Origin of the sequence: Antrihabitans stalactiti, assembly GCF_012932915.1 — a bacterium.
GTDB lineage: Bacteria > Actinomycetota > Actinomycetes > Mycobacteriales > Mycobacteriaceae > Antrihabitans > Antrihabitans stalactiti.
In genome coordinates this window covers 118,329-135,056 of record NZ_VCQU01000005.1, presented here as the reverse complement: position 1 = coordinate 135,056, position 16,728 = coordinate 118,329, and the positions used below count along the sequence as shown (strand labels likewise).

Here is a 16,728-nt window from a genome sequence, read left to right as displayed (position 1 = left end):
GGTCAGCAACTACCGACCCGTGAATTTCGGGTGGCGCTTTTCTTTGCGGGCCAGGCGACCTTCTTTGGCATCGTCACTCGTCCACGCCGTGAGCAACGCAGCTCGCTGCTCGTGTGATTCCTCGTCCTGGGTGCCGTCGTCGTTGAGCACGAGCTTCAGGTGCTGCAGGGTCAGTGGCGCCAACTCGGCGATCGATTTCGCCCAGGCGTGCGCGTCGGCCAAGGTCCCGAGCTTGTTCGCGAGGCCGTAGCCGTACGCATCCTGAGCCCACACCGGCTCGGCGCCGAGCAGGATGGTCCGCGCCGGACCGCCACCCACCAGGGAGGCCAAGCGTCGCGCGGTCCAGCGATCGACTGTGATGCCGAGCTTGGCAGCCGGAATCGCGAAGAAGGCGTCGGGTGAGACGACCCGAAGATCCGAGGCGATCGCGAGTTGCGTACCCGCACCCAACGCCGGACCGTTCACTGCGGCAATCACCGGCACCGGCACCGAATCGATCGTGTGCAGCATGCCGAGCAGGTTCTCGGTGAAGTTTTCGGAATAGACCTCCGAGAGGTCCGCACCGGCGCAGAACACCGACCCGCGCCCCGTCAGGACGATCGCTCGAGCGTCTTCGTTCGTTGCCTTTTCGACCGCGTCACGAAGGAGGTCACACAGCTCGGCGTTCAGCGCATTGCGCCGCTCCTCGCGTTGGAGCTCGATCGTTACTACGTCCCCGTCTCGGCTGAATCCGATCATCGCCAGAACCTATCAGTCCTACTGTGCGTACTTTTGGTGTGTGGAGGAACCGACGAAGCGCACGGTCGACGTATTGGTGATCGGCGCCGGTCAGGCCGGGCTGTCCGCCGGCTACCACCTGCGCAAGGTCGGATTGGTCCCACACAAGGACTTCCTGGTGGTCGACCACGCCCCAGGTCCAGGTGGCGCGTGGCAGTTTCGCTGGCCGTCGCTGACGCTGACCACGGTGAACGGTGTGAGCGACCTGCCGGGCATGGCGTTTGCCGACACGCTCGGGGACGGGTCCGCGACGGTGCGCGCCTCCGAGGCCGTGCCGGAGTACTACCGCCGCTACGAGGAGCAGTTCGACTTGCAGGTCGAGCGGCCGACCACGGTGACCGTTGTGTGCGACAGCGGTGATCGCACCGGTCCGTTGCGCGCCGAGACGAACCACGGCGACATTTCTACGCGCGCGCTGATCAATGCCACCGGCACGTGGGAGCACCCCTTCATCCCGTATTACCGCGGCGCCGAAACGTTTTCGGGTAAGCAGCTGCACACCAAGGATTACGACACCGCCGACGAGTTCGTCGGCAAGCACGTCGTGGTGGTCGGTGGCGGAGTGTCGGCAGTGCAGCTGCTCGATGAAATCTCACTCGTCACGTCGACGACCTGGGTGACGCGGTCCGAGCCGCAATTTCGCGAAGAACCCTTCACTCCGGAACTCGGTCGGCGTGCGGTGGCGATGGTCGAGGACCGCGTCCGTCGCGGTTTGCCGCCTGGTTCGGTCGTGTCGGTGACAGGTCTGCCGGTCGACGACCGAGTCCGCGCAGCCCGCGCACGGGGTGTGCTGCAGCGCCGCCCGATGTTCTCCACCATCGAGCCCGACGGCGTTCGCTGGGCCGACGGAACGTTCCAGGAAGCGCACGTCATTCTGTGGTGCACGGGTTTTCGCAGCTCGCTCGATCATCTCGCGCCGTTGCGGCTGCGCGGTCCGGGCGGGGGCATCACGATGACCGGACGCCTCGCCACCCAAGTCGCCGCGGACCCAAGAATCCACTTGCTCGGCTACGGACCGTCCGCCAGCACAATCGGCGCCAATCGAGCGGGCCGCGCCGCGGTCCGCGAACTCACGACTCAAAGGAGTCGAAGTTGACCAAGGAACGTCCCGCGTGGGCCCACGACCTCGACCTCCTCCCGCATCCCGAAGGCGGTTGGTACCGCGAAACGTGGCGCAGCGACGTGGTCATCCCGCTCGACGCTCTACCGGCTGGCTACCCGGGCACCCGGCGGGCAGGCACCGCAATTCTCTTCCTGCTCGAACCCGGACAGCAGTCCGACTGGCACACCGTCCTCGGTGCCGAATTGTGGCTGTACCACCGGGGAAGTCCGATGGTGGTGAGTCTCGGCGGCGACGGCGACGCACTTGGCGAGGTGTCCGACATCGTCGTCGGACCAGACACACCGCAAGTCCTCGTCCCACCCCGGCACTGGCAGCGTGCCCGACCGCTCGGCGCAGAACCGGCACTCGTGAGCTGCGTCGTCGGACCGGGATTCGATTTCGCGGACTTCCGGCTAGCCGACGCTACGAACCGAACGCATCAGGATCCGGACCGGTCCTGAAGTCGGCGTTCAGGCCGCTGATCGCCTGGAGGTCGTCGCTGCTCAGCTCGAAACCGAGCACGTCGAAGTTGCTGCGAATACGTTCCGGCGTCACCGATTTCGGGATGACGACGTTGCCGAGCTGCAAGTGCCACCGGATGATCACCTGCGCCGTGGTCTTGCCGAGCCGCTCGGCTATTTCGGTGAGCACCGGATCGTCGAGAATCTTGCCTGCACCCAGCGGGCTCCATGCCTCGGTGGCAATGCCGTGGGCGGAATGGAATTCGCGGAGCTCGGTCTGAATCAGCTTGGGGTGCAATTCGATTTGGTTGACGACCGGCACCTCACCGACCGCCGCGATCAGCTCCTCGAGATTGGCCACCGTGAAGTTGGAGACGCCGATCGACCGGACTCGTCCGTCTGCTTTCACCTTCTGCATTGCCTTGAAGGTGTCGATGAACAGACCCTTGCCCGCGCACGGCCAGTGGACGAGATAGAGGTCCAGGTAATCGAGACCCAGGCGGTCCAGGCTGGCGTCGAACCCGCGCAGCGTCGACTCGTAGCCCTGGTCGTCGTTCCAGAGTTTGGTCGTGACGAACACTTCGTCGCGCGGGAGGCCGGAGTCTGCGATCGCACGCCCCGTGCCGACCTCGTTGCCGTAGATGGCTGCGGTATCGATGCTGCGGTAGCCGGCGGCCAGGGCTTCCTCCACTGCGGCGGTCGCTTCGGCGTCCGGGATGCGGAACACGCCGTAGCCGAGCGCCGGAATCACATTTCCGTCGTTGAGCACGATTGTCGGTACAGAACTCGTCTCGCTGCGAAAGGCCATGCCTCCACCGTGCCACATACTCTCTAACCGTGTCTGCCACTCTCCGCGCCACCGGTCTGTCCGCCGCTCACGGCGAACGAACGCTCTTCTCCGAACTCGACCTGATCGTCGCGCCCGGCGATGTCGTCGGCCTCGTCGGAGCAAACGGCGCGGGCAAGTCGACGCTGCTGAAAGTGCTCGCAGGCGACGCGACAGTTGCCAGTGCCGACATCGGCGGCTCGGTGTCACTAGCTCCGTCGGAGGCCACGGTCGGCTACCTCGCGCAGGAGCACGACCGCGCTGCGGGCGAAACGGTGCTCGAATACCTGAGCCGCCGGACCGGTGTGACCGCGGCGGCAGAGGCAATGGATGCGGCGGCCGATGCGCTCGCCGCGACCCCCGAGGTCGACGCCTACACCCCCGCGCTGGAACGTTGGCTTGCACTCGGTGGCGCGGATATCGCCGAGCGAGCGGAGAAGGTCGTCGACGAACTCGGGTTGCACGTTGGGCTCGATTCCGACGTGGCTGGACTGTCCGGCGGTCAGACCGCGCGGGTAGGCCTCGCCGCAATTCTTTTGGCTCGCTATGACATTCTGTTGCTCGACGAGCCGACCAACGACCTCGACCTCGCTGGGCTGGACCAGCTCGAACGATTCGTCGCAGCCGCCCGGACCGGCGTTGTCGTCGTCAGCCACGACCGAGAATTCTTGGCGCGCACAGTCACTCGCGTCGTCGAGCTGGACCTGGCGCAACAGCAGATCGGTGTCTACGACGGCGGGTACGACGCCTACCTGGCTGAGCGCGCCATCGCTCGCCAGCACGCGCGCGACGAGTACGAAGAGTTCGCCGATACGAAGGCCGGGCTGGAGGAACGTGCGCGCATGCAACGCGGCTGGATGGAGAACGGGGTCCGCAACGCACGGCGAAAGTCCAAGGACAACGACAAGATCGGCCGGAAGTTTCGGGCCGAGGCCACCGAGAAACAGGCGTCGAAAGCACGGCAGACCGAGCGCCGCATCGAGCGGCTCGACGTCGTCGAAGAGCCTCGCAAAGAGTGGGAACTGCGGATGGAGATCGCGGCCGCGCCCCGAAGCGCGACCGTCGTTTCCACGCTCAACAACGCAGTCGTCCGATTCGGTGAGTTCACCCTCGGACCCATCACAACCGAGATCAATTGGGGCGACCGCATTCTCGTCACCGGACCGAACGGTTCCGGCAAGACGACGATGTTGCGAATGCTGCTCGGCAGGCAGGCGCCCGACGAAGGTTCCGCGTTTCTCGGGTCCGGCGTCCAGGTCGGCGAAATCGACCAGGCGCGACGCCTGTTCGACGGCACCGGCTCGGTCGTCGACGAATTCGCTACAGCAGTACCCGATTCGGCTCCCGCAGACATTCGGACCTTGCTGGCGAAGTTCGGCCTGCGCGGTCAGCATGTGCTGCGACCGGCGACGTCGCTGTCGCCAGGCGAACGCACCCGCGCTGCCCTCGCGCTCTTGCAAGCGCGTGGAGTCAACCTGCTGGTTCTCGACGAACCGACCAACCACCTCGACCTGCCCGCCATCGAGCAGCTCGAATCGGCAATGGAAAACTTCGCGGGCACACTGCTTCTCGTCACGCACGATCGCCGGATGTTGGACACGGTGCGTCACACCCGTCGCTGGCGCCTCGACGGCGGCCAGCTGACCGAGGATTGATCAGGCCAACAGTCCGTGCTTTCGCGCAATGACGACCGCCTCGAACCTGGAGCGAGCGTCCAGCTTGACCATCGCTGTACGCAGGTAGCTCTTGACCGTCTCCGGTCCAATGGAAAGACGTTGCGCTACTTCGTGATTGGTGCAACCCAGCGCCACATACGACAGGACGTCGTGTTCGCGAGGCGTCAGCTTCGGCGGCGGGTCGCCCGGTTCGACATCAGGAGCGACGAGGTCGGCAACTCTGCTCGCGATCGTCTGCAGCCGAGTCTGAAGCTCGGCGTCGCCGGCCGCCGCGGCAAGGTCGTGTAGCTCGGCCTCGATACTCCTGAGTTGGTTGACGACGAGCGCACCGGACGTAGTCGCCGCGTCCCACATTCGGGTCCGGCGGTCGACCTCGTCCCGAATGGCGATCTCCGTCGTGAGGCGTCGGGTCGCGCCCAGAACGACGTCGGCCGTGCGACCACCGATCGGCGAGAAGTCCCGCGTCGCCGCGTAGAGCACCGCCCTAGCCTTGCCGTCGACCACGACCGGTACGGCGAGGATCGACCGAATACCCTCGGCACCGACCGGACCGTCGAAGTGGTGCGTGATCGTCGAGGCGCTGCGGTAATCCTCGACGGAAGCCGGGCGCATCGAGTCGACGACGCGACCACCGAGCCCTGTCTTCGCCGGCACCGCGATACCGCGCAGGCTGTTGGTCGATGTGCCCACGAATTCGGACAGGAGCAGTGTCCCGTCGTGCACCTCGCCACCGAACAGGATCGGAACCCCCGCGACGGCAGCGACCTGACGAAGCTCGGCACGCAGCGCATCGGTATCCCGGGGCCGCAGTAGTGCCGAACTGACGATCATGGAAGTCGATTCTAGGCGCCGCGGCTGTCGATCCTTAGAGTTCCCTCACTCGCCCTGCGGTCCGGGGTCGCATACGGTCGAGGTCATGAAGTCACTCACAACCACGATGATCGCCGCCGCTGGATTCGCCGTGATCGGCGCCTTTGTGGCCCCGGCTGCCGCGTCCGCCGATCCGATCGACCTCGTCGGACCGTTGGTGAACTCGACCTGCTCGTTCGCCCAGATCGACGCGGCCCTGCACGCCACCGCGCCCGACGTCGCCGCCGACCTCGACCAGTATCCAGACCGCAAAGCACAGCTCGAGAACTTCTTCTCGCTACCGATCGCACAGCGGCAGAGCATGATTCAGATGTTCCTGGCCAACAACCCCGACGCCGCCGCGCAGGGTGAAGCCGCCGCAAACGGTCCGCAGAGCGCGGATATCAAGCAGAAGGCGCAACAGATCGCGGACACCTGCCACAACTACTGATTCATCCCGTGGACAATGCAGGGGTGAGTCGTCAGGCACAACCGACCGTCCTCGTCGTCGATGACGACACCGATGTCCTGCTGTCCGTCGAACGCGCCCTGCGACTGTCCGGCTTCACCGTGCTGACCGCCCGCGATGGCGCCGAAGCGTTGCGGAGTGTGCGCGCCAACTCGCCCGACGCGGTCGTCCTCGACATGAACATGCCGGTGCTCGACGGTGCGGGCGTGGTGACAGCACTGCGCGCCATGGGCAACGATGTGCCCATTTGCGTTCTCAGCGCGCGTAATTCGGTCGACGATCGGATCGCCGGCCTCGAATCGGGTGCCGACGACTATCTCGTCAAACCGTTCGTGCTCGCCGAACTCATCGCCCGAATCCGCGCGCTGTTGCGACGGCTACCGGAACCGAGTCCGACCGATCAGACGGGCATCACTGTCGGACCCCTCGTCGTCGACCTACTCGGACACCGAGCATTGTTGGCAGGCAAGGAAATCGAGCTGACCAAGCGGGAATTCGAATTGCTCTCCACGCTTGCGCGCAACACCGGTGTCGTGCTCAGCCGGGAGCGGTTACTGGAATTGGTGTGGGGCTACGACTTTGCTGCCGACACCAATGTCGTCGACGTGTTCATCGGTTACCTGCGGCGAAAGTTCGAGGTCGACGGGCATCCACGCGTGCTGCACACGATCCGCGGAGTGGGGTTCGTACTGCGGGCACCGAAGTGAGCCGGGCGTATTCACTTCGGGCGCGCGTCGCCGCCGCCACCGCACTCGGCGCGGCGATCATCGTCATTGCTTTCGGGTTTCTCGTCGCCCGCGCGATCAAGGAGAACAACCTTCGCGCAATCGACCAACGCTTGGCGGACGTGTCGGGCGTCGCGATGCTGGCTCCTGACCTCGCGGTCCTTGCTCCGACATACATACCCGCGGTGCGCGCATATGCCCTGACCGTCAGGGTCGGCGACGAGATCGCCACGAGCACCAGTGTTCAGCTACCCAAGTCCGATCTCGGCTACCACACCGTGTTCGTCGACGGCAGTCCGTACCGGGTGATCACGGTGCAGGATCCTCGGTCGCGTCTTGTCACCCTCGGTGTGCCGTCCTCCGAAGCGACCGACGACACGACGCGGCAGCAGCGAATCGTCATCGCATCGTGCGTCGCCGCGATCGCAGCGGCCGCCGGCCTCGGCTGGATCTTCGGCGGCCGTGCCGTACGCCCGATCGTCGACCTGACCCGAAGCATCAGTGCCGAACCGCCACAACCACTTCCGACTGCATCCGGCGTTCGTGAAGCACGTGCCCTGGCCGACGCGCTCGGCTCCATGTTGCAACGCGTCACCGATGCGCAAGCGGACACGACCGCGGCACTCACCACCGCGCGAGACTTCGCCGCCGTATCCGCACACGAACTCCGGACGCCGTTGACGGCGATGCGGACCGACATCGAGGTGTTACGCACGCTCGAACTCGACGACGAGCAGCGCGCCGAAATCCTCGACGACCTCCAGCGCGCGCAAGGCCGGGTGGAGGCCACCTTGTCCGCGCTGGAGCGGCTCGCTACCGGTGAACTAGCGTCGGAAAGCGATTACACCGACACCGATATCGTCGATGTTTGCGACCTTGCGGCACAGGACGCGATGCGCCACCATCCTGGCCTCACGGTCCGGGTCGACAGCGGGCCGACACTGATGTTGCGTGGTCTGCGCGCAGGCCTGCGCCTTGCGATCGACAATGCGTTGACCAACGCCGCACGCCACGGCGGCGCGCGCAATGCGGTCATCACCGCCACCCAGCAGCCGAATGGCACGATCGTCGTCGCGATAGACGACGACGGCAAAGGCATTCCGGAATCGGAACGCGCCGCCGTGTTCGAACGCTTCGTCCGTGGGTCCGGCGCCGCGCAGTCGGGATCCGGCCTCGGCCTTGCCCTCGTCGCCCAACAGGCTCATTTACATGGCGGTAGAGCGCATTTCGAGCCCAGCACGCTCGGCGGCGCGCGCTTGGTGATCGAGCTCGCTAGCCGGCGACCGTAGCCAGGACCGACGTCACCGACTTCAAGGCGTCGTCCAGATGCAGGTCGTGAATGTGACGTTCGAGACTCGCTTGATCCTTCGCGTCCAGCGCCGGCCGCAATGCAGTGGTGAGCCTCGTCTGGTCGTCGGGAGCTTGCTTCGCGAGCACCCGTAGCACCACGGGCCAGAGGTGTTCCTTCGTGGCCGCATGCGCGAGCGCGGTCAAGCGGGCGTGGTCGAGGTCCGCGACGAGCCCGATCACGTTCTGCTGCACGGTGTCGTTCGTGCGCTCGAGGATGTCGAGCAAGCCCCGCCATTTCTGTGGCTCGCCACTGTCGGCGGCAGCCTTGACCAGCTCCCCGATCAGCTCCAGGTCCTCGGTCGCCGGGTTGGCCGCGACCAGGTCGAGCGCCGAGGGACTCAAGTGCCCCGAGAGGTGCAGCAGCTCAGGCCCCGCGCCTTCGCGAACGAATTCGCGGAGCATGTCGGCGAGCGTCGCCGAATCGGTTTCGTCGAAGAGGATGTCGCCACCGCGCGTGATGATGTCCTCGTCGCAGCGCGAGAGCACCGACAACGCCGCCAACCTGAGGTCGGTATCGCCGTTGACAGCGGTCGCGATCATGCCGGAGATACGCGGCGATTCCGCGTCGAGCATCACTCGCATAATGTTGCTGAGGGTCTTTCCGGACAGCACGTAGGCGCCGGATCGCAACAGTCCTTCGTCATCCGGAACTCCGGCCTCGACGGCCTTGATCAGTTCCGGCGTTGCGGCGTCGACGAACAGTCCGGCCGTCGCGTAATCGCGACGGGCGAGCAGTTCGTTCGCGATGTCCACGACGGGCCCCGGAGGTGCAACATTCGCCAGTTGGACGACGGCACGTGGGTCCATGTACGGCGCGGCCTCCGCGGCGTACGGGACCTTCACCAGCGTCAACGCTTGGGCAGCTTTGTTCGGGTGCGCCACACCGATCGCGCCTGCCGCTCGGCCGGCCATCATCGGCGGCACCATCTTCTGGACGATCGGCATCGCGATCGGTAACGGCACGATCGGCACCAGCGCACTGACCCTTTTGAAGATCGAGGCGTGGTCGTCGAAGATGACGTTCGAAATCTGCTCGCGCAACGCATTCAAGTGCTCGGCGCCGAGGCGTTCGAGATGCTGCAGTTCTTCGACCTCGACGTGCAAGGTGCGGGCCAGCAGGATGATCTGTGCGCGACTGACGAGGTCCGTTGTCATCAGCCGGCACGCCTTCCGAACATGATCTTCTTGGCGGGTCCGCGCATCACCCACGGCAACTGACCGAGCGCGTCGTCGATCGCCTTGTGGAGAGCCACCTTTTCGTCGGCCCGAGCCTTCTGAAACATTGTCAGCAACGCTGCACACTCTGCACCGGAGAGCTGCTCGACGGCGGGAACATGCACCCCCAGCTCACGCTCGAGATCGGCCTTTGCGGTGTCGGTCATAGGAAAGAAGTTACCGGCTGCAACGCGTCCTCGAGGTTGAGGTCGGAAATGTGAGCGGTAACTGTCGCGCGGTGCTCCTCGGACAGTTCGGCACCCCACACCGCGACGAGCCTGGCCTGTACGTCGTGATCGTGCTTCGCCAAGATCTGCAACAACGGCGGCCACAGGTCGGCGCGCTCGGTCGCCGCTTGCACGAGCCCCCCGAGGACTTCCTCGTCCTCGGTCACGGGATTGGCCGCGAGCGTGTCCAGCGCGGTCGGGCTGAGGTGGTTGGCGAAGGTCAGCAACTCCCCCGCAGCCCCCTCGCTCACGACTGTCTTCGTCAGCGACGCGATATCGCTCTGCGAGGACTCGCCGAACAGCACATCACCCATCGTCGCCATCAGGTCGTGGTCGATGCGGGACAACACCGAGAGGACGGCGAGTTGGAGGTCCGCAGCGCCTTGGGTGGTCGTGGTGACCAAACGCGAGATGCGCGGCGGCGAAATCTCGATCATCACCCGCAAGATGTCGCTGATGATCTTCCCGGAATGGACATAGGAGCCAGACCGCATGAGCGCCTCGTCGTCGTCCACGCCGTCCAGAACTGCGCGAATGATTTCCGGTGTTGCCGCCTCGACGAACAGTCCAGCGCTGATGTAGTCCTTGCGTTTCAGCACTTCTCGGGCGATCGCGGCGATCGGTTCGAGCGGAGCAAGGTGCGCCACCTGCACCACGGCGCGCGGATCCAGGTATGGCATTGCACTGGCGGCATATTCGGGCTTCAGCAGTGACATCGCGCCGACAGCCTTCTTCGGGTGCGCGACCGAAATCGCACCCGCCGAACGGCCGGACATCTCGGGCGACACGACCCGCTGCGCCAGCGGGACCATGATCGACATCGGCACCACCGGGACCAATGCGCTGATGCGACTGAAGATTTCGGCATTCTCGTCGAAGACGACGTTCGACATCCGCTCACGCAAGGCAACGAGATTGTCTGCACCCAACGGCTCGAGATAGGCAATCCGTTCGACCGGCACCCGCAGCAGCCGCGCCAACAGGATCATCTGAGCGCGCGTCACCAACTCGGTCATTTGTGGCCTCCGCCGAACATGATCTTCTTCGCCGGTCCGCGCAGCACCCACGGCAGTGCGCTGAGTGTGTCGTTGATCGACTTGTCGAGATCCTTGCGCTCCTCGACCCGGGCCGCTTTGAACAAAGCAAGCAGGTCCGCGGCATGTTCTTCGCTGAGTTGGTCCAATCCCCCCAAATCGCCCCCGAGCTCGCGGGCGAGTTCTTCCTTCGCATTCGCGGTCATGGATCGAAGGTAGACCCCACCCTGCTCGTGAGTCTTTTCGGAGTCCCTGGACTCCTAAAAGACTCACAACCCTGCTACGCAATGATGTTGCGGGATATAGCATTTCCGGTAGAATAGAACGTATGAGCGAACAGGCGAGCGCCCGCGAGGCCGACCTCGCGCTGCTCGCCGAGATCGCCGAAGCCGCCCGAGTCGAAGCCGCCGCCGCGGCCCACAAAATCGCCCTCGTCAAGCGATACCACGAAACCCGCTCCGACATCGACACCCCCATGCCCGGCCGATCCGCACTCGCCGAAGTCGCCCTGGAACTGGCCACCACCTACGGCGTCGTCTCCGGCTGGCTCCACCTGAGCTACGACCTCGAACGCGTCACCGATGTCGAGGAAGCCTTCGGCTACGGCGAAATCAAACTGCCGAACATCCGCACCATCGTCGACCACACCCGCGGCGTCGAACGGTCACTGCTGATGCGACTCGAACCGCAAATCATCACCGCCGCCGAACGATTGGCACCCCGCGCACTCGGCACCGAAATCGACCGCATCCTCATCGAAGCCGACCCCGAATGGACCAAGAAGTCCCGCGAACGCGCCGAAGCCACCCGCTCGGTCAGCACCCGCCCACTTCCTAACGGCATGGCCCTACTGAAGTCGAAACTCACCGCCACCGAAGCCACCGAAATCAACGGTCTCATCGCCCAACTCACCACCACCGTCTGCGACAACGACCCCCGCGAACCACAACAACGCCAGGTCGACGCCTTCCTCGCCCTCCTCCGCGGCCACACCACCCTCGGCTGCCGCTGCGACGACCCCGACTGTGTCCACAAGACCGCCGACCCCACCGCCCCCGCGGTCCGCCTCAACATCATGTGCGGCCTCGAAACGCTGCTCGGCATCGCCAACAATCCCGTCTACCTCGCTGGCTACGGCGCACTCGACGCCGACAAAGCCCGCGACCTCGCCGACGACGCCACCTGGCAAGCACTCATCACCACCGCCACCGCAGTCGCCGAAACCTTCACTGGCACCGAACCGCCCATGCAAAAAGCCCCGCCCGCCACCACCCGAGACGGTCAACAACTCGACCCGATGCACCCACGGTCCAACCTATGGCTCCCCACGTGCCCCGATGCCGGCCTAGGTCCCGACGCGGGCATCGTCGTCGCGCGCAGCAAAGTCCTGCCCGCCGGAACCGTCCTTCCCAAGGGCGGGAACGGAATCGCACGGACCCGAGTCGCCGACGCACACAGAACTATCGAAACCCTGCGCCGGCAAATACTCGACGACCCCCACCGCCCACACGCCGAATTCCCCGACGGTCACGGCGGATTCACGACCCCGCCGCCCGGTGCACTCACCTACCGACCCACCGACACCCTCGCCATGGCGACCCGACTTCGCGATGGCACCTGCCGACACCCGGGCTGCACCGTGCCCGCCGACCAATGCCAACTCGACCACATCGTCGAATTCCTACTCGCCAACCCGCTGGCCGGAGGCTGGACAATCCTTGCCAACCTGCAATGCCTGTGCATCAACCACCACCAGCTGAAGACCGCGAAGCTATGGACCTACGAAATGCTCCGCAACGCGATCATCCACACCACCAGCCCACTCGGTCAGCACGGGCTCAGCCTGCCTGCATACCTGTAAAACGGCGCGACAATCCGTGACATCGCCTCCAGATTTCGTCAATACTCTGCCGGTAGCGACGACGGAGTGTCGCCGATCGACTCGCGAAAAGACTCACAAGTTCTCTCAGACCTCTCACAAACAACGGCCACGAAGTGACCATGTTGGGTCCATAGGTTCGGTCGGTGTTGAAAAAACTACTAGCAATCATCGCGGTCCTCGGCGTTCTGGGTGGGTCGGCGACCTGGTATCTGCTCGATCGTCGGTCGACGGGCGAACCGGTCGTCGCGATCGTCAACTCCGACGAAGGCGAATTGGGGAAACGAGTCGTCACCGCGCTGGAAGCGTCCGGGGAGTTCACGTTCGGCGAATCGAGCAGTGCCACTGCGACCGTCGAGCTACCGAAAGACTTCAGCCAAGCCGTCACGTCGCTCGCCACACCACAACCGACCCGCACTGCTGTAGCCATCACCACGTCCGACAACGACCTCGCCGACCGGCTCACCACAGCAGTGACCGCTCAGGTCCAGCAAGTGGGGATCGACGCCGCGCTGGATCCGACCGCGGCAGCCAGAGCAACGTTCTCGCAGCTGACGCTGAGCTCTCAACTGCTGGGCGCTGGCATCGGAGCCGCGAAGTCGGGCGCACAGCAATTCGCCGACGGCATACCGCAATTGCTCGGCTTCCTGCAGGCCGCGCGCGACGGGTCCGGGCAATTGGCAAGCGCCATAGACGAATTGAACCGAGTGGTGGGCGGAGCATCGACGCAGGCCGACAGCGTTGCCGAAACCCTGACCGCTACAGGCTTGACCGTTCGCTCGACGACGGAAGGCGCCGCGCAACTCGAAACCGGCCTCACCGACGTCATCGCGCTGCTGCGATCACTGCCACCGATCCCGCAAGTCAGCACTGCTATCACTCGACTCGAAGCGCTACGGGGCGCCGCACACGGAGTCGGCGACCAACTCGGCGGCTTGTCGTCGACCCTCGGACAGTCGGTCGATCCCGACACCGACCTGGGCGCGCTGTTGAAATCCGTTGTCACGCAGTTTTCGTCGGCGAGCGGACAGTTGTCCGATGGCGCGAACCAACTCGCGACCGGACTCGCCACTTTGTCCGACCAAGGTGGCGCACAACTGACCGGTGTGACCGATCAGCTGACTGCCGGAGTCGCCCAGCTGGAGAAAGTGTCGACCTCGGTCGCCGACCTCGCAAAGAAGGGCCTGGCGGCGACACCGAACCGGAACGACGCCCAGCAAGCCAGCGTCGCAGCAACATTGAGCGACCCGATCGCCGTGGACCGCTCGACGGCGAACCGCTTCGAGCTGCCGGGCATTGCCGTGTTGCTCGCTGTCGCGCTGGGGTTCGCGACGGCCGCATTGGCCGTCGCGTACCTCAGGTTGCGCAGGAAGCTAGCTGGCGCCGAGTAGATCGATGACGAAGACCAGCGTCTTGCCTGACAGGCGGTGGCCGCCGCCGGCAGGTCCGTACGCAAGGTGCGGCGGGATTGTGAGCTGCCTGCGGCCGCCGACCTTCATACCCGGGATGCCGTCCTGCCAGCCTTGGATCAGCCCGCGAAGCGGGAACTGAATCGACTGACCGCGGTTCCAGGACGAATCGAACTCTGCGCCGTTGTCGAACTCGACACCGACGTAGTGGACATCGACGTTTCCGCCGGGCACGGCCTCGGCACCTTCGCCGACAACGAGGTCCTTGATGACCAGTTCGGTGGGCGCAGGCCCTTCCTGAAACTCGACTTCGGGTTTGCTCATCGGGTGGTCAGCTCCTTGTAGTCGCGTTCGGTGTAGCCGGTGTAGATCTGGCGGGGACGGCCGATCTTCAACGCGGCGTCGTTGTGCATTTCACGCCAGTGTGCGATCCAGCCCGGCAACCGGCCCATGGCGAACAGGACGGTGAACATGCGGGTCGGGAAACCCATCGCCCGGTAGATCAGGCCGGTGTAGAAATCGACGTTCGGGTACAGCTTGCGGGCGATGAAGTACTCGTCGGTCAGCGCGGCTTCTTCCAAAGCCTTTGCGATCTCCAACAATTCGTCGTCGCCGCCCAGCTTGGCGAGGATCGTGTCTGCCGCCTTCTTCACGATCGCCGCACGCGGATCGTAATTGCGGTAGACGCGGTGCCCGAAGCCCATGAGCTTCACGCCGTCTTCCTTGTTCTTGACCTTCTTGACGAAGTCCTCGACTGTGTCGCCGCGCTCGCGAATGCCTTCCAGCATTTCGAGCACAGCCTGGTTCGCGCCGCCGTGTAGCGGACCCCACAGTGCATTGATGCCACCGGAGATCGACGTGAACAGGTTCGCGTCGGACGATCCCACCAACCGGACCGTCGACGTCGAGCAGTTCTGCTCGTGGTCGGCGTGCAGGATCAGCAGCATGTCGAGCGCCTTGGAAATCTCCGGGTCGACCTCGTAGGGCTCCGCCGGGAAACCGAACGTCATCCGCAGGAAGTTCTCGACGAGGTTCAGCGAGTTGTCCGGGTACAGGAACGGCTGGCCGACCGACTTCTTGTAGGCGTAGGCGGCGATCGTCGGCAGCTTGGCCAGCAGCCTGATCGTCGACAGCTCGACCTGCTCGGGATCGTCCGGGTTCAACGAGTCCTGGTAGTACGCCGACAGTGCGTTGATCGCACTCGACAGCACCGGCATCGGGTGCGCGTTGCGGGGGAACCCGTCGAAGAAGCGCTTCAGATCCTCGTGCAGCAGCGTGTGCCTGCGGATCTTGTCGGTGAAGGCTTCCAGTTGCTCGGCGGTCGGCAGTTCTCCGTAGATCAGCAGGTAGCTGACCTCGATGAACGTCGAATGCTCGGCCAACTGCTCGATCGGATACCCGCGGTAACGCAGGATGCCCGCCTCACCGTCGATGTAGGTGATGGCCGATTTCGTGGACGCGGTGTTCACGAAACCCGGGTCCAACGTTGTGTAACCGGTCGTTGCCAGCAGCTTCCCGAGGTCGATACCGTCGTTACCCTCGGTCGCCTTGACGATGGTCATCGGGTACTCGCCACCTGGGTAGCTGAGTGTGGGTTTGCTGTCGTTCTCAGCGGGCACGGAGGATCCCTCTCAAGCTCGAACTGTCGGGGTAGCGATGTTGTTCGCATAAATGCAGTCGGTCGCAGCGTAGCGGCTGTACCGACCGTGCGTGATTCTTACCCCTAGGACGGTGTAACTCACACACTGCTGGTGATGCCCCACATGGCGCTCCAGGTCTCTCCTGGCTCGAGAACGATCTGATCGATCCCGGTGTTGAACGAGTTCGGCGGGCAGGTCATCGGCTCGATCGCAAGCGCCCGACCTCGGCCGGGATACCCCTGACCATGGTCGGGATCGGCGGTGAACACTTGGATCCAGCGGAACGACCGATCGGCCCAGAGCGTGGTCGCCTTGCCGTCGGGGGCACACAACGTGTGACGCGCCACACCGTCGGCGTCGGCCATGATCGAGCTGTACGGCGTGTCGAGCCAGACGCCCTTCAACGACCTTGGCTTCGAAAAGTCGTACTCGGTGTCCCACACCGGAACGCATGGTCCGTCGGGGAGCATCCGCTCCGGGTCCAGTGGCTGCCGGACGCCTGCGGCCAACTCGAGCGTGCAGTCGTCCAACGGGACATCACCGACTCGGACGAACGTGTGAATCCCGAGTCCGTACGGCGCAGGGACCGAGCCGGTGTTGGTTGCGGTGTGGGTGACCGCAAGGCCGTCGCCGGACAGTTCGTGGGTGACGCTGAGCCGCATCGGGTACGGCCAGCCCTTCGCAAGTCCAACGTCGATCGATTGCTTGACGCGGTGGCGCTCGTGCTCTTCCAGCCGCCACGAGCGACGACGCACCAGCCCATGGCTCGCGTTGTTGCGCGCGGGTTCGGTGATTTCGAGTTGATGCTCGATACCGTCGAAGTAGAAGAATCCGTCACGGATTCGATTCGGCCACGGCGCAAGAATCAGACCAGCCGACAGCGGCGGGTTCTGCCCGGCCGGCCACGATTCGGTCAGCGACATCGGCTTGTCGTCGACCGTTCGCTCCAACAATCGCAGACCGGCACCGGTCGAAACGACCTCAGCGCGATACCCACCGGATTGGATCTGAAACGTGCGAGTGCCTGTTGTCCCGTCCGTATGTGGACGCGTCTCCGGCTCCGCCATGGGCTAAGTCTGCTCTGTAGAA

18 protein-coding genes are annotated in these 16,728 nt (G+C 64.7%); 8 read left to right on the top strand and 10 right to left on the bottom strand.

The features are described 5' to 3' along the window. Positions 1 to 9: 9 nt before the first annotated feature. Positions 10 to 738: an enoyl-CoA hydratase gene (locus FGL95_RS15775; protein ID WP_169588464.1), complete on the bottom strand. Its 729-nt coding sequence runs from the start codon at positions 736 to 738 to the stop codon at positions 10 to 12. Between the two features lie 40 nt (positions 739 to 778). Between FGL95_RS15775 and FGL95_RS15770 the strand changes: the two genes are divergently transcribed. Together FGL95_RS15770 and FGL95_RS15765 are read left to right on the top strand one after the other, a co-directional pair. Further along, positions 779 to 1,873 (top strand): NAD(P)-binding domain-containing protein, encoded by a 1,095-nt coding sequence (locus FGL95_RS15770; RefSeq protein ID WP_169588462.1) that lies wholly within the window; start codon positions 779 to 781, stop codon positions 1,871 to 1,873. Further along, positions 1,870 to 2,340: a cupin domain-containing protein gene (locus FGL95_RS15765; protein WP_169588460.1), complete on the top strand. Its 471-nt coding sequence runs from the start codon at positions 1,870 to 1,872 to the stop codon at positions 2,338 to 2,340. Before FGL95_RS15770 ends, FGL95_RS15765 begins: the two co-directional genes overlap by 4 nt. Here the strand turns inward: FGL95_RS15765 and FGL95_RS15760 are convergent. Beyond that, positions 2,303 to 3,148 carry an aldo/keto reductase gene (locus FGL95_RS15760; protein ID WP_169588458.1) on the bottom strand — a complete coding sequence of 282 codons (846 nt, stop codon included), beginning with the start codon at positions 3,146 to 3,148 and terminating at the stop codon, positions 2,303 to 2,305. The two genes, FGL95_RS15765 and FGL95_RS15760, sit on opposite strands and share 38 nt — an antisense overlap. Before the next feature lie 29 nt (positions 3,149 to 3,177). Between FGL95_RS15760 and FGL95_RS15755 the strand changes: the two genes are divergently transcribed. Then, entirely contained in the window at positions 3,178 to 4,821 is a 1,644-nt protein-coding gene (locus FGL95_RS15755) for an ATP-binding cassette domain-containing protein (RefSeq protein ID WP_169588456.1), read from the top strand. Here FGL95_RS15755 and FGL95_RS15750 read toward each other — a convergent pair whose 3' ends face one another. Next, positions 4,822 to 5,673: a helix-turn-helix transcriptional regulator gene (locus tag FGL95_RS15750; RefSeq protein ID WP_169588454.1), complete on the bottom strand. Its 852-nt coding sequence runs from the start codon at positions 5,671 to 5,673 to the stop codon at positions 4,822 to 4,824. Between the two features lie 85 nt (positions 5,674 to 5,758). Here FGL95_RS15750 and FGL95_RS15745 point away from each other — a divergent pair, with 85 nt between their 5' ends. Genes FGL95_RS15745 through FGL95_RS15735 form a run of 3 tightly spaced genes read left to right on the top strand, consistent with a single transcriptional unit; the run spans position 5,759 to position 8,174 of the window. Continuing rightward, a complete protein-coding gene (locus tag FGL95_RS15745; protein ID WP_169588452.1) occupies positions 5,759 to 6,142 on the top strand; it encodes a hemophore-related protein in 384 nt (127 codons plus the stop codon). Positions 6,143 to 6,165: 23 nt separating this feature from the next. Further along, entirely contained in the window at positions 6,166 to 6,867 is a 702-nt protein-coding gene (locus tag FGL95_RS15740) for a response regulator (RefSeq protein WP_169588450.1), read from the top strand. Next, a complete protein-coding gene (locus FGL95_RS15735) occupies positions 6,864 to 8,174 on the top strand; it encodes a sensor histidine kinase (RefSeq protein WP_338079877.1) in 1,311 nt (436 codons plus the stop codon). Before FGL95_RS15740 ends, FGL95_RS15735 begins: the two co-directional genes overlap by 4 nt. Here FGL95_RS15735 and FGL95_RS15730 read toward each other — a convergent pair. From FGL95_RS15730 to FGL95_RS15715, 4 genes are read right to left on the bottom strand one after another with little or no spacing between them, the layout of a single operon-like run. Next, entirely contained in the window at positions 8,158 to 9,390 is a 1,233-nt protein-coding gene (locus FGL95_RS15730) for a hypothetical protein (protein ID WP_169588448.1), read from the bottom strand. The genes FGL95_RS15735 and FGL95_RS15730 overlap by 17 nt on opposite strands. After that, complete coding sequence (locus tag FGL95_RS15725; RefSeq protein ID WP_169588446.1) at positions 9,390 to 9,617, bottom strand: hypothetical protein; 228 nt, start codon at positions 9,615 to 9,617, stop codon at positions 9,390 to 9,392. Before FGL95_RS15725 ends, FGL95_RS15730 begins: the two co-directional genes overlap by 1 nt. Further along, on the bottom strand, positions 9,614 to 10,693 hold the full coding sequence (locus FGL95_RS15720) for a hypothetical protein (protein ID WP_169588444.1): 1,080 nt from the start codon (positions 10,691 to 10,693) through the stop codon (positions 9,614 to 9,616). Before FGL95_RS15720 ends, FGL95_RS15725 begins: the two co-directional genes overlap by 4 nt. Continuing rightward, entirely contained in the window at positions 10,690 to 10,917 is a 228-nt protein-coding gene (locus tag FGL95_RS15715) for a hypothetical protein (protein WP_169588442.1), read from the bottom strand. Before FGL95_RS15715 ends, FGL95_RS15720 begins: the two co-directional genes overlap by 4 nt. A gap of 122 nt (positions 10,918 to 11,039) precedes the next feature. Here FGL95_RS15715 and FGL95_RS15710 point away from each other — a divergent pair, with 122 nt between their 5' ends. Both FGL95_RS15710 and FGL95_RS15705 read left to right on the top strand, forming a co-directional pair. Beyond that, positions 11,040 to 12,572: an HNH endonuclease signature motif containing protein gene (locus FGL95_RS15710; protein WP_169588440.1), complete on the top strand. Its 1,533-nt coding sequence runs from the start codon at positions 11,040 to 11,042 to the stop codon at positions 12,570 to 12,572. Positions 12,573 to 12,736: 164 nt separating this feature from the next. Then, complete coding sequence (locus FGL95_RS15705) at positions 12,737 to 13,981, top strand: YhgE/Pip domain-containing protein (protein ID WP_169588438.1); 1,245 nt, start codon at positions 12,737 to 12,739, stop codon at positions 13,979 to 13,981. Here the strand turns inward: FGL95_RS15705 and FGL95_RS15700 are convergent. The 3 genes from FGL95_RS15700 to FGL95_RS15690 all read right to left on the bottom strand — a co-directional run bounded on the left by FGL95_RS15700 (position 13,964) and on the right by FGL95_RS15690 (position 16,706). Further along, positions 13,964 to 14,323, bottom strand: coding sequence for an FKBP-type peptidyl-prolyl cis-trans isomerase (locus FGL95_RS15700; protein ID WP_169588436.1), 360 nt, complete (start codon positions 14,321 to 14,323; stop codon positions 13,964 to 13,966). The two genes, FGL95_RS15705 and FGL95_RS15700, sit on opposite strands and share 18 nt — an antisense overlap. Further along, a complete protein-coding gene (locus tag FGL95_RS15695; RefSeq protein ID WP_169588434.1) occupies positions 14,320 to 15,618 on the bottom strand; it encodes a citrate synthase in 1,299 nt (432 codons plus the stop codon). Before FGL95_RS15695 ends, FGL95_RS15700 begins: the two co-directional genes overlap by 4 nt. Before the next feature lie 119 nt (positions 15,619 to 15,737). Then, the gene (locus tag FGL95_RS15690) at positions 15,738 to 16,706 is read right to left on the bottom strand and encodes an aldose 1-epimerase family protein (RefSeq protein ID WP_169588432.1); all 969 of its coding nucleotides are present in this window, start codon (positions 16,704 to 16,706) and stop codon (positions 15,738 to 15,740) included. Positions 16,707 to 16,728 lie beyond the last annotated feature (22 nt).

What these genes read in the sequence shown, in the direction of transcription:
- FGL95_RS15775 (WP_169588464.1), bottom strand. Translation starts at nt 738, where the DNA reads ATGATCGGATTCAGCCGAGACGGGGACGTAGTAACGATCGAGCTCCAA.
- FGL95_RS15760 (WP_169588458.1), bottom strand. Translation starts at nt 3,148, where the DNA reads ATGGCCTTTCGCAGCGAGACGAGTTCTGTACCGACAATCGTGCTCAAC.
- FGL95_RS15750 (WP_169588454.1), bottom strand. Translation starts at nt 5,673, where the DNA reads ATGATCGTCAGTTCGGCACTACTGCGGCCCCGGGATACCGATGCGCTG.
- FGL95_RS15745 (WP_169588452.1), top strand. Translation starts at nt 5,759, where the DNA reads ATGAAGTCACTCACAACCACGATGATCGCCGCCGCTGGATTCGCCGTG.
- FGL95_RS15730 (WP_169588448.1), bottom strand. Translation starts at nt 9,390, where the DNA reads ATGACAACGGACCTCGTCAGTCGCGCACAGATCATCCTGCTGGCCCGC.
- FGL95_RS15725 (WP_169588446.1), bottom strand. Translation starts at nt 9,617, where the DNA reads ATGACCGACACCGCAAAGGCCGATCTCGAGCGTGAGCTGGGGGTGCAT.
- FGL95_RS15720 (WP_169588444.1), bottom strand. Translation starts at nt 10,693, where the DNA reads ATGACCGAGTTGGTGACGCGCGCTCAGATGATCCTGTTGGCGCGGCTG.
- FGL95_RS15715 (WP_169588442.1), bottom strand. Translation starts at nt 10,917, where the DNA reads ATGACCGCGAATGCGAAGGAAGAACTCGCCCGCGAGCTCGGGGGCGAT.
- FGL95_RS15710 (WP_169588440.1), top strand. Translation starts at nt 11,040, where the DNA reads ATGAGCGAACAGGCGAGCGCCCGCGAGGCCGACCTCGCGCTGCTCGCC.
- FGL95_RS15700 (WP_169588436.1), bottom strand. Translation starts at nt 14,323, where the DNA reads ATGAGCAAACCCGAAGTCGAGTTTCAGGAAGGGCCTGCGCCCACCGAA.
- FGL95_RS15690 (WP_169588432.1), bottom strand. Translation starts at nt 16,706, where the DNA reads ATGGCGGAGCCGGAGACGCGTCCACATACGGACGGGACAACAGGCACT.